The organism is Ruegeria sp. BHSB058, from assembly GCF_059613285.1.
Genome location: NZ_JBXWSF010000054.1, coordinates 16,203 through 27,429, shown reverse-complemented (window position 1 = coordinate 27,429; position 11,227 = coordinate 16,203). Strand labels below are relative to the sequence as shown.

The window sequence follows — 11,227 nt, the reverse complement described above, 5'->3', positions numbered from 1 at the left end:
TGCCAGAATTGGCACGGTCGTCGCGTTCAGCCCGGCAATGTTCAGACGGCTGTCACCGACCATGTAGATGCCATGCTCGACCCGCATCTTCTCGACCAGTTCGGGCGCGGCGCCAAGGCGCGAGAACATGCCACGGTGCTGGGCGATGAAACCGAAGCGGTCAGAGCCGGTCAGGCGTTGCAATTCATCAGCCAGTTGCCGACGCAGGTCCAGCATCGACAGGCGCACCTCTTCCAGTTCGGCCGCCCAGTCGGCGCGCAATGCGTCGTCCTGCAGGATTGTGGATACCACCCGCGCGCCATGATCCGGCGGGAAGGAATAGTTCTGGCGGTTCAGGAAGGCCAACGTGCCCTGATTGAGCGCGGTCTGACCGGCATCGGCGCTGATCGCCATCAACAGGCCGGTACGCTCGCGATAGACGCCGAAATTCTTGGAGCACGACGCCGCGATCAGGCATTCCTTGACCGAAGATGCCACAAGACGCGTTGCCTTGCCGTCTTCCTCCAAACCGTCGCCAAATCCCTGATAGGCGATGTCGATCATGGCGATGAGGCCACGCTCGTTGATGAGGTTCACCACCTCTTGCCACTGCACAAGGTTCAGGTTGGCGCCGGTCGGGTTGTGGCAGCAACCGTGCAGCAGAACCACATCACCCGCACTGGCGGTTTTCAGGTCGTCCATCATGCCGTCGAAATCGACGCCCCGGGTATCGTTGTCGAAATAGCGGTACTGGACCGTTTCGATGCCCAGATAGTTCAGGATCGACAGGTGGTTCGGCCAAGTGGGGTTCGACACGAACACGCGTGCCGAAGGGTTGGCCATGCGGACCATCTCGAACGCCTGACGGCAGGCCCCGGTTCCGCCTGGTGTCGCCACCGCCGCCACGTTGGCACGCGGCACCGCGCCGCCCAAAACCAGTCCGATCATTGCATCCGAAAACGCCGGGTCGCCCGCAAGCCCGGTATAGGCCTTGGTTTCCTGCTGTTCCCAGATACGCTGTTCGGCTGCTTTGACCGCACGCATGACGGGGGTGACACCATCGGCATTCTTGTAGACGCCCACGCCCAGATCAATTTTGTCATCGCGCGGGTCGTCACGATACATCTGCATCAGCATGAGGATCTTGTCGGCGGGCTGCGCCTTGAGATTTTCGAACATCAGTTCTCTCCGGTTGCGACGGGCAGGGTCGGGAAGGCACCCCATTCAGCCCAGGAGCCGTCATAAAGCGAGTGATCTTTCTTGCCCATGCGCTCGAGCGCGAGGCTGAGAATGGCGGCGGTAACACCTGAGCCGCAGGTGGTGATCGCCGGTTTCGACAGGTCCACCCCGGCGGCTTCGAACACCGCGCGGCAGTCATCGGGCGATTTCATCGTGGCATCCTTGTTCAGCAAGTTGCCGAACGGCACATTGCGCGAGCCGGGAATGTGGCCCGACCGCAACCCTTCGCGCGGCTCGGCCTCGGATCCGGAAAAGCGGCCTGCCGAGCGGGCGTCGATGATTTCGTGATCGCGCAGCTTGGCGGCGGCCGAGACCTGTGTCACATCGCGCACCAGATGGTTCTGCACCCGGACGGTCATGTGCCGGTCACGGATGACGGGGGGCAGATCCTCGATCTCGTGGCCCTCGGCCTGCCACTTGGGCAAGCCGCCATCAAGCACGGCGATGTTGTCCTGCCCCATCAGCCGGAACAACCACCAGACCCGCGCCGCCGACATCAGGCCGGCACCATCATAAACCACCACCTGATGGCCGTCGCCCACGCCCATCGCCCGCAGGCGCGACATGAATTTCTCGACCGGCGGCACCATGTGCGGCAGATCAGAGCGGTGATCGGCGATATCGTCGATATCGAAGAACCGCGCGCCGGGAATGTGGGCGGCGTCATATTCCGCCTTGGCGTCGCGCCCCTGCTGCGGCAGGTACCAGGACCCGTCGAGTATCCGCAAATCCGGGTCTTTCAAATGTGCAGCCAGCCAGCCGGTGGAGACAAGAGTTTTCGGATCGTCCTGCATCTAAGCCCCTCCTATGCGCGCAGGAATTTTCCTATACGGGCGGGAGCAAGGGTTCAAGGCAGGATAACGATGGTGGCGCAACCGTCGCCCGAATCTGCGCGGTTTTCGGGTCTCGGGACCGCTCAAGGCACTGTCGGCGATTCCGGTTTCGCCGCCAGTACCGCGATCTGTTTCCAAGTGGCCGACGACAGCCGTTTGGGCAGGCCGCGAATTATGGCGTAGCCGCTCCGTCCGGTCAGCGCATCTTCGGCCACGGAAACCGAAATGGTGTCATTCGAAACATCAAACCCAACCAGAACCACAGATTTGCCCTGCGTCATTCACCTCCCAAACAGGGAGGCTGTAAAACGCCCTCCATACAGAGGCCAACTTGAGGGGCACGTTGGTCAAACGGTGCCCAGTAATCTATGCGCCTGGTCTCCGTCTGTACCTTCCAGAGTGACGCGGTGACGAGAGAGGAATGCATAGATCTGATCGAGCACCGCGCGAATACGAACTGCGTTTCTTACATCCGGGTGAACCAGTACCCACAAGTCGGTTTCCAACTCCTTGATCCTGGGGCTGACCTGTACCAGATCCTCGACTTTGTCACCCATGAAGCATGCTACAATTCCGGGTCCTCCCCCTAACCGGATGTAGTGGAGAACCGATTGGATTGAATTGACCCTCAGGTGCACCGTTTTGTCGAAGTTGTGGCGGCGCATCCAGTTTTCCTGCGGCAAGTGGGACAGGCTGTTGTCTATGCCAATCCAGTCCAGACCATCAAAACGCTTCGTTGTGCCTTGCGCCACTGCGAGATCCCGGTGCAGGTACACTGCAAACCCGATTTTTCCCATTTTGCGGCCTACGAGCGTTTCTGGTGGAGCGTTTGTGGGGCGAATGGCAATGTCAGCATCCCGGCTGCCCAGATTATACATCTGGTTTGAAACCGTAATCTCTAGATCAATGAGTGGAAAAGCCCTGCGCAACTGCAGGAACATCGGCGCCAGAAAGCTAAAGTGCAGCGTATCGGTGGTTGTTATGCGGACTGTGCCTTCGAGGTGCGGCTCTTGCCCATATATCTGCCGGTCGATTGCCGCAACCCGACTGGCGATATCGTCTGCGAGACGGATCAAAGCGTTCCCGTGTTCGGTCGGTACATAGCCGCTTGGTGTCTTTTCCAGCAAGTCGACAGCCCATAGCTGTTTCATGCGCTGGATACGACGCAAGACCGTCGGATGGCTCAAACCAAGAGACCGGGCTGCTCCTGACAGGCTGCCTGTTTGAGCGACCGCTCTGAGGAATCTCAAATCGTCCCAATTCATCTGTTCAAACATGTACACCTCCTGGCCAAATTTTTCGAATACTGCCCCATTTCTGAACAATTTACAGTTCTTCCAGAATACACCTGCGAAGCGAAGGACTTATTCATGACAAAGATTCTGTACGTCGAAGCCTCTCCCCGCAAACAGCGGTCTCACTCGATTGCGGTTGCCAAGGCATTCATCGAAAAGTGGCATACCCAGAATCCTGGGGGTGAAATTGACACTTTGGACTTGTGGCACGGAAATCTGCCCGAATTCGGGGCTGATGCGATTTCTGCCAAGCATCACAGTCAGACTGACGGCAAGATGAGCAATTCTGAGGCCGCAGCATGGAAGGCTGTCACAGAACTGGCCGCTCGTGTTCAGACAGCTGATATCATTGTCTTTAGTTCACCGATGTGGAATTTCATGGTTCCTTATCGGCTGAAGCAGTTCATGGACGTGATTACCCAACCTGGTATCGCCTTTGAAGTGACTGAAGATGGCCAGTTTCTTGGACTGCTTACCGGAAAGAAAGCCATCGTCCTGCGTGCTTGTGGGGGCGATTATGCAATCGGCACCCCTGCCGCCGCTTTTGATTTCTTTCGTCCGTATTTTGATGGCTGGCTCGGCTTTGTCGGCATCACGGATGTCGAGTGGCTGGACGTCGCGCCAACAGAGGGCAGCCCGGCAACTGCGGCAGCTGCACGAAATGAAGCCATTCACAGAGCTGGGCAGTTGGTACAGGCGTGAGTTCGGCGCAATCGCTGACAGGACCTGCCCCGCTTGAAGCCGCTTTCTGTCAGGCGAGGAAAGGTGCGCCAGCCAGAGGCGGCGCGCCTGCCTCAAGGATCAGGTAATACCGCCCAAGCAGGGGTACTTCGGCTCCGGATCACGATCCAGGCTGAATTTTGATCCTTCGCGTCCCAAACTCGATTGCCTGAAACCGCCGAAGGGGCCACATCGGTTGAGATCAGGTTGGTATTGGCTCGGATCATTCCGGTTGATAAGTCCAGAGGCTCTAGGCGCGTAGGTCCTTGATACATTGTGGGTTGGGATGGTGGGTGATGAGAGACTCGAACTCCCGACATCTTCGGTGTAAACGAAGCGCTCTACCAACTGAGCTAATCACCCGTGAGGGGGGATGTAGCCAAGAGGGACGGCGCGCGCAAGAGGGGTTGGAGAAATTCTTGCGCGATCCCGGCCCTAGTCCCGGATGTTCTTGAGTACCGCCAGCAACTGCGCCACCTCGTGTTCGGTGTTGTAATGGCACAGCGAGATGCGGATACAATCGCTGAGGCCCAGCGGGGTCAGCACGTTGCCGCTGTAATGGTCGGCCTTGCGGATATGGGTGCGAATCCCTTGTTCGTTCAGCCGCGTGACCACGTCGGCCGAGGGCACATCCTCGACCACGATCGAAACCAGCCCCTCGCGCGCCGGGTTGTCCGCCCCTGCCAGGATGTGGATGTGATCCATGTCGCGCAGGCCGGGAAGATTTCCGGTGCCGTTGATCATCGCATTGGTCAGGTGGGTTTCATAGGCGTGGATGGCGCGACCCGCCGCCTCGATCCGGGCGCGGCGATCGGTCTGGTCGGACACCTCTCCGCCCAGCCAGTCGAAATAGGCCACCACGTCGGACATGGTGGCGTATGACCCGGTATCGCGAGTGCCGAATTCCCACCCCGTTGCGGGCGCGTCGATCAGCATGTCATGGGGCAGCGCCGTCAGCCGGTCAGATATCCACGCCACGCCGTAGCCATGGCGCGAGAACATCTTGTAGGGGGAGATCGCGTAGCCGTCGACGCCATAGCTGTCGATATCAAGCTGGCCGTGGGCCGCGTGCTGGATGCCATCGACGACGATCAGGCAATCGGGCGCGACATCGCGGATCGCCGAGGCAATGGCAGCGACGTCCATGCCCATGCCGGTCACGGGCGAGGCATGCACGATGGTGGCGACCGAGACATCGGGTGTCAGGTGTGCGAGGTACTGATCCGCCGTGACCATGCCGGTGTCATCGTCATGCTGCACGTTCACATAGCCCAGCCCGGCAATATCCGCCCAGCGCCGCGCGGCACTGCGGCTGGCGGGGTGTTCGATGGAGCTGCCAATAACCTTGCTGCCTTTGGGCGCATTCACGCAGGCGGTGCGGATCATGCGAAACAGCAGCTCGGTACCGCTTTCGCCGACAAAGAACTGCCCGGACGAGGCATTCATCAGGGTCGCCATGTCCGACTTGGCCCGGTTGATGATGTCGACCAGCGCGTGGCTGGCCACGTTGTCCCGGCCCTGATTGTCGGGGATGGCCGCGAATTTCGCCGTGGTTTCAACCACCGAGTTCAGCGTCAGCGCGCCGCCCGCGTTCTCGAAAAAGATGCGCGGCCCTTGGAACGGGCAGGCATCCACATGCGCAAATCGCGCGCGAACGGCTTCGATCAGACCCGGTTTTTCGTGCAGCATGATGTGTTGATCCTGTTTTCAGATGCGCCGACCATCGGCTGTGCCGCAGTTGCACTCAATGATATTTGCGACACGGGTTTGTATCCCCGCGCCATTTCGGTGCTACCTGTCACCGCCCCCCCACCAGTCCCTGGGTTTCAGCCGATCTGCCCGGTTGCTGCGTTTGTCCAGCCACAAGGCAAGCTTGCGAAAGCGTGACATGGCCAGCCGCAACCACCAGCGGTTGCGCTTTTGACCGAAATCGCGATTGAACGGGCAGACCCGCATGCAGATGGCGCAATCGGATTGCAATTTGGCCCAATACCCGAAACACGCCCTGGCATCAGAGGTCCACTTGCGCACGCCCTGAATGGCCGATCTGTCATCAGTCGCGCTGACGTTTCTGGGCCCATAGGGCAGCGCCTTGACCGGGCAGGCATCGGCGCATTGGGTGCAGATGTTGCAGAACGCTTCGATCCCCAGCGGCCTTGGCGCGTCATGCGATAGGGGCAGGTTGGTGAAGATCTTTGAAAACCGCAGCCGGGGGCCGAAATCCGGCGTGATGACCATCTGGTTGCGGGCGTATTCGCCCAACCCCGCCTTGACCGCATAGGGAATGACCAGCCCGGTGTCGTTCATCGAGGCGACCGCTTCGTACCCCATGTTGCGGATATAGGCCGCAAGCTGGATCACGATCGCCGCCTCGTGCGAGTATTCCCGGCCTGTCGCCGCCCCGGCAAGCGCCGATGGATAGGTGGCGACCAGGTCCCGGTCCATCTGATGGCCTAGGACGATCACGCTGGTTAGCCCTTCGGGCAAGGTGTTCTCGGCCTCGGAGAAATTGCGCACATCGACACGCGACGAATATAGCCAGCGCTCATCCATATCGGTGATGCCCGCCAGATCGGCGCCGAAAAACCGCGCGATCCGTTTGATTTCGGCGCTCATCTGCGCCGGATCGTCAATTTCGATCTGCGCTTCGGCCACCGGAGTGTCATAGGCGATCGGGGCCTGAAATCCCTCGCGGCGGCCGTCCTCGGCGCTGCGGTTGCTGATGATATCCGAGACCAGCCAGCTTGCGTTGCGCAGCGCGAAATCCTTTTGCCGAAATCCGTCACCCTTGCGATAGGCGGCCTTCATCCGATAGCTGGCAAAGAACCCGTCCGTCTGCTTGCTGCGCACGGTATCGTCCCAGAAAGCGCGGGTGAACATGTCGTTGATCTGCGAAAACGGCTCGAACGCGTCCGTGGTCTCGATCCCCGCCGCTGCGTCGCTTTCGCCATACCGCTCGCGCCATTCCCGGCGTTTTTCGTCGTCAATTCCCGAATTCGATGGCCAAGCCACGCTCTACTCCGCCTTTTGCGTTCATCCGGCCACTCAACCATTTGAAGGGCAGGAATTGCAAGTTCTGCTAGAAGGGAAATGGTGACCCCGGCAGGATTCGAGCCTGCAACCTGCCCCTTAGGAGGGATGCGTTCATAGCGCTATTCCTTTTGTGATTTCTTACTGTTGGGTGCTTGTACAGTGTCATCCTGTACGTGGTTTGTACGAAAACGGGCCCTAATGTCGGTCTCTGCGTGGGCATAAATCCGCATGGGCAAATTGGGGTCTGACCAACGTCCAGCCTTGGCTGCTGTGACGGGATCGACGCCCTGACGGACAACAAGCTCCGTGAAAAACCCGTGCCGCCCTGCCGGGTGGGCTGAAAGGTACGAGATGCCCGCGCGTTTGCAGATCGTCTTCCAGCGCGTGTTGTAACCGGTGGAGCTCCCATAGCCGAAGATGCGCGCCTTCATGAGCTTGCCGGTCTTGCGGTTCTTCGGTCGCTTCGGAGGCAGCGCCAGCAGTTCGTCCATCATCTGTGGTGAAACGGTAATCCAGCTCTCCGGGTGGCCTTTCTGCGCCTTCACCCTGACCTTGTTCTCGGAAGGCCGCAGATCGTCCGGCTCAATCGAGGCAGCTTGGTCGATCCGCGCCGGCGTCTCAAACATGAACCGGACCAGGGCGGCGTTGTACGGATCAGCGGCCCGACAAAAGGCCTCGATCCATTCCTTGTCGGCGGGCTTGCGTTCAACCCGGCTATGCTTGCCGCGCCGCTTGTCCTGGGCGATCCGCTCGAACTTGTCGTATGGTTTTACCCGGATGAGCGGCGTCCCCTCCAACTCATGCGCGTTGTTGATCACGGCGCTGGCGGGCGTCACGATTTCTCGCCACCACGTATCCGTCGATGCCTTCGGTTTCAGCCTCGGCCCAAGCCCTTTAAGAAGCGCCCCAGATATTGCGCCCAACGGCATGTCGCCTATCTCTTGCACTATTGGGATGAGTTGCTTCGCGGTCTTCGGGGACGCGTTGTATAGGATGATCGCGTCCGAGAAGGTCTTGCTCGGTTCATCGCCGACCACATGGCGGCGTATCTGCATCTCGGTTTCGCGGTTTATCCAGTCCCTTGCGCCCGCTTCTGTAGATGCCTTAGTGCTTCGCCGGTATGGGCCTGCGATTGGCCTGCCGTTGTACTCGACCCAGCCCTTAGCCCAGTAGACGCGGCCCCTCTTGTAGATTTGGAGCGGCATGACTGGCCTCCTTCAAAAATCTTGTCGATCTGGGCGGATGTGATCAGCATGGTCCGTCCCAGCCGGTAGAACGCGCCCGTGTCATTCGCGCGCTCGCGCAAGGTGCGTTCGGAGATGTCGATCCCCATCCCGGCCATAACTTCGACCCACTGCGCGGGTGTTTTCCCGAGCCCCAGGATCTGCGAGCTGTCTGAATAGTTGGTCTCTGCCATTTCAGTCGTCCTTGTCCGCATAAGTTGAATCAGCGACACGCATGGAATCGCTTGTTCTGCACCTTCTGACGTGGTCAGATGTGATTAACTGTAAATATTCGTCATTTTTTGCAAAGTTCGCGAATTTCGACGAAGTAGTCAATTGGAAAATTCAGATGCCGCAGAAACATGCTGATCTTTTTGCTGCAATGGGTGCTCGTCTCACCATTGCTCGCAATGAAATCGGCTTCTCACAAGCGGCCATGGCGGAAGCTATCGGTGTCTCACCGCGCGCGTATCACAGCTACGAAAAGGGCCAGCGCGGAATGCCCGTAGAAGCCTTAGTCGCGATGGGTGAGCGGTTCGAGGTAGACGTACCCTGGCTACTTCTGGGCACCAAATCCATTCGGGCAGGACATGATTTCGAAGCCCTCAAACACATCGAAAGCTCGCTGGATAAGCACCTCACCGATGAGGGCATAAAAATCAAAAGTGAAAAGCGCGGGGCCATTGTCGCCCGTTGGTATCAATCGCATCTCGAAGGCCGCGAAGTGACGGATGATGACGTGCACACATGGATCGAGTTGGTAAGGGAGTAATCTGGTGAACAAGGCAAGCAAACGCTGGAACATGTTGCGGCATTCGGTCTTGGAGCGCACTCGCCGCGAGGTGATTGAACCCTTTGGGCCGCTTTACCTGATCTTCCTGGGAACCAGCGTGTTCTACTTGATTGGCTTGGGTCGACTATCATTGGCACAACAGTCTGCCGAATACTCGGTTTTGGCCGCCATCTTGATTCTTGCCATCGCCGCAGCTGGCTTGGCACTTCCATTTTTGACAGGTGCGGTGCTGACACTTCGCGCGGCCGATCGAAAACTGGAACGCCTGCAACGCGGGTGATCCGATGGCCTTCGGTATTTTCATCCATCGCAGCGACTCGATCTACGACGATATTCCCTCGGAGCGGTATCAGTTTCCCAAACAATACCTCTCGCGTGCCCAACAGTGCGAAGGGGATTGGATCGTCTACCTCGAGCCAAGCAAGGTCAAAGAGACCAAAGGCTATTTTGCTGTCGCTAAGGTCCAGGAGATCATTCCGGATCCTAGGAAACCGGAAATGTTCTTGGCGGTGATTGAGCCGGGGACCTATCTTGATTTCGGCGACCCTGTTTCATTCCGAGACGAGAATTCAGTCATCGAAAGCGGATTGCTGAACGATCAAGGCAAGATATCTGGACGCGCGCAAGCTGCGGTAAGAACCCTTTCAGCTGAAGACTTTGCCCGAATTGTCGAACGTGGTCTTGGACGGGACGAGGACATCCTGCCTCGCGTTGGTGACTCGATGCAGCTGCCAGGTTTTCAAGACGCGCAAACACCTTTCCGACACATGCCCGCACGGGAACGCGTCAACCAACTGACCAACCGGGCGGTTCGCGATCGTAATTTCAGAAAGAACGTCCTGCGCGCCTACGGCGAGCGCTGCGCCATCACTGGATTACGTCTGATAAATGGCGGTGGCCGAGCTGAAGTGGAAGCCGCTCATATCAGACCTGTAGAGCATGACGGACCCGACATCGTCAGCAACGGGCTCGCCCTGTCCGGAACTGCACATTGGATGTTTGATCGCGGTCTCGTTGGTTTAGCTGACGACCTGACTATTCTGGTTTCCCGTCAGAGCAACGACATCGAAGCCGTGACATCGATGATCAACGCGTCCGGCAAGATCTTGGTGCCGGACCGCCTCGCCAACCGGCCAAGGACCGAGTTTGTAACCTGGCACAGAGAGAACTGTTTCAAGCATTAACGATACTCAGTGCGGACCTTGGTGCAAAACGCAGCTAACGGCCGGAAAGAGCCCACAGCAGAAGTCTTGATTCCTCGCTGCGCGCGCTCGCAGCACGGAAATTGCTGCAGGCGCTGAGATCTCAGCGCGGCAAGGCGGCGGTGAATCCAGCCATTCATTCGGGCTGCTATTATGTTCGGAGCACAAACCCACGGGCGGTAGATCAGTTACAATCAGGTTTGCGAGTAGCATTCCAACGTCAGCGCGGTGCTGATGCTTGGGTTCGGAGGGCGGCAGGGAGGGCAAATCATGCCTCGAGTCCAACTTCCTGTTGTCACCCCGAAACGTAAAGCCTGGAACAAGGGGCGGATCGTCGGCCAGAAGCGACCGCTGCTACCAAAACAGGTTTGGGCGATCCGAGCGCGACTGGAACTGGCGAACAACCTTCGCGATCTGGCGCTATTTAACGTGGCCATCGACAGCAAGCTACGCGGGTGTGATCTGGTCAGGCTTTCTGTGGTCGATCTGGTCAAAGTGGACCGCGTCCGAGAACGTGTTTCGGTCATCCAGAGCAAAACCAAACGACCTGTTCAGTTTGAACTGACGGAAAACACAAGGGAAACTGTCCTGGCTTGGGTCAAATCACCCGAAATGTTGGCTTGCTCGTTCATGTTTCCCAGCCGCTTTCACGATCGCCCGCATATCTCAACCCGTCAATATGGTCGGTTGGTGCACGATTGGGTGTCGTCAATTGGTCTGGAATCAACCGGATACGGAACGCATTCGCTTCGCCGAACCAAAGTTGCTGAGATCTACCGGAAAACAGCTAACCTGCGCGCAGTTCAGCTCTTGCTAGGACACACAAAGGTCGACAGCACGGTGCGCTACTTGGGAGTTGAACTCGAAGATGCGCTGGGTATTGCGGAGAATATTGACCTTTAGGCATTGG

At 58.4% G+C, this 11,227-nt stretch carries 13 protein-coding genes and 1 tRNA gene; 5 read left to right on the top strand and 9 right to left on the bottom strand.

Annotated elements, in window-relative coordinates:
- The 4 genes from AC2FNB_RS13925 to AC2FNB_RS13910 all read right to left on the bottom strand — a co-directional run.
- Positions 1-1,158, bottom strand: a 1,158-nt coding sequence (locus AC2FNB_RS13925) for an amino acid aminotransferase (RefSeq protein ID WP_496747237.1), incomplete at its 3' end; no start/stop codon positions are given.
- On the bottom strand, positions 1,158-2,012 hold the full coding sequence (sseA, locus tag AC2FNB_RS13920) for a 3-mercaptopyruvate sulfurtransferase (RefSeq protein WP_480748589.1): 855 nt from the start codon (positions 2,010-2,012) through the stop codon (positions 1,158-1,160). The genes sseA and AC2FNB_RS13925, both read right to left, overlap by 1 nt.
- 122 nt (positions 2,013-2,134) lie before the next feature.
- The gene (locus AC2FNB_RS13915) at positions 2,135-2,332 is read right to left on the bottom strand and encodes a hypothetical protein (protein WP_496747234.1); all 198 of its coding nucleotides are present in this window, start codon (positions 2,330-2,332) and stop codon (positions 2,135-2,137) included.
- A gap of 66 nt (positions 2,333-2,398) precedes the next feature.
- Positions 2,399-3,328: a LysR family transcriptional regulator gene (locus tag AC2FNB_RS13910; RefSeq protein ID WP_496747232.1), complete on the bottom strand. Its 930-nt coding sequence runs from the start codon at positions 3,326-3,328 to the stop codon at positions 2,399-2,401.
- A 93-nt stretch (positions 3,329-3,421) separates the two neighbouring features.
- Here AC2FNB_RS13910 and AC2FNB_RS13905 point away from each other — a divergent pair, with 93 nt between their 5' ends.
- Positions 3,422-4,048 (top strand): FMN-dependent NADH-azoreductase, encoded by a 627-nt coding sequence (locus AC2FNB_RS13905; RefSeq protein WP_496747230.1) that lies wholly within the window; start codon positions 3,422-3,424, stop codon positions 4,046-4,048.
- Positions 4,049-4,353: 305 nt separating this feature from the next.
- Here the strand turns inward: AC2FNB_RS13905 and AC2FNB_RS13900 are convergent.
- From AC2FNB_RS13900 to AC2FNB_RS13880, 5 genes are all read right to left on the bottom strand, one after another.
- Positions 4,354-4,429, bottom strand: a tRNA-Val gene (locus tag AC2FNB_RS13900).
- Positions 4,430-4,501: 72 nt separating this feature from the next.
- Entirely contained in the window at positions 4,502-5,755 is a 1,254-nt protein-coding gene (locus AC2FNB_RS13895; RefSeq protein ID WP_496747228.1) for an aminotransferase class V-fold PLP-dependent enzyme, read from the bottom strand.
- A gap of 102 nt (positions 5,756-5,857) precedes the next feature.
- Positions 5,858-7,054 carry a 4Fe-4S double cluster binding domain-containing protein gene (locus tag AC2FNB_RS13890; RefSeq protein WP_496747240.1) on the bottom strand — a complete coding sequence of 399 codons (1,197 nt, stop codon included), beginning with the start codon at positions 7,052-7,054 and terminating at the stop codon, positions 5,858-5,860.
- 164 nt (positions 7,055-7,218) lie between these two features.
- Positions 7,219-8,154, bottom strand: a complete 936-nt coding sequence (locus tag AC2FNB_RS13885; RefSeq protein ID WP_496747226.1) for a tyrosine-type recombinase/integrase — start codon at positions 8,152-8,154, stop codon at positions 7,219-7,221.
- Between the two features lie 14 nt (positions 8,155-8,168).
- Positions 8,169-8,516 (bottom strand): hypothetical protein, encoded by a 348-nt coding sequence (locus AC2FNB_RS13880; RefSeq protein ID WP_496747224.1) that lies wholly within the window; start codon positions 8,514-8,516, stop codon positions 8,169-8,171.
- Positions 8,517-8,557: 41 nt separating this feature from the next.
- On the opposite strand from AC2FNB_RS13880, the gene AC2FNB_RS13875 reads away from it, so the two are divergent.
- The 4 genes from AC2FNB_RS13875 to AC2FNB_RS13860 all read left to right on the top strand — a co-directional run bounded on the left by AC2FNB_RS13875 (position 8,558) and on the right by AC2FNB_RS13860 (position 11,220).
- Positions 8,558-9,094 carry a helix-turn-helix domain-containing protein gene (locus tag AC2FNB_RS13875; protein ID WP_496747223.1) on the top strand — a complete coding sequence of 179 codons (537 nt, stop codon included), beginning with the start codon at positions 8,558-8,560 and terminating at the stop codon, positions 9,092-9,094.
- A 4-nt stretch (positions 9,095-9,098) separates the two neighbouring features.
- Positions 9,099-9,395: a hypothetical protein gene (locus AC2FNB_RS13870; RefSeq protein WP_480748583.1), complete on the top strand. Its 297-nt coding sequence runs from the start codon at positions 9,099-9,101 to the stop codon at positions 9,393-9,395.
- Between the two features lie 4 nt (positions 9,396-9,399).
- Positions 9,400-10,299, top strand: coding sequence for an HNH endonuclease (locus AC2FNB_RS13865; protein ID WP_480748582.1), 900 nt, complete (start codon positions 9,400-9,402; stop codon positions 10,297-10,299).
- A gap of 288 nt (positions 10,300-10,587) precedes the next feature.
- Complete coding sequence (locus AC2FNB_RS13860; protein WP_496747239.1) at positions 10,588-11,220, top strand: tyrosine-type recombinase/integrase; 633 nt, start codon at positions 10,588-10,590, stop codon at positions 11,218-11,220.
- Positions 11,221-11,227: the final 7 nt, after the last annotated feature.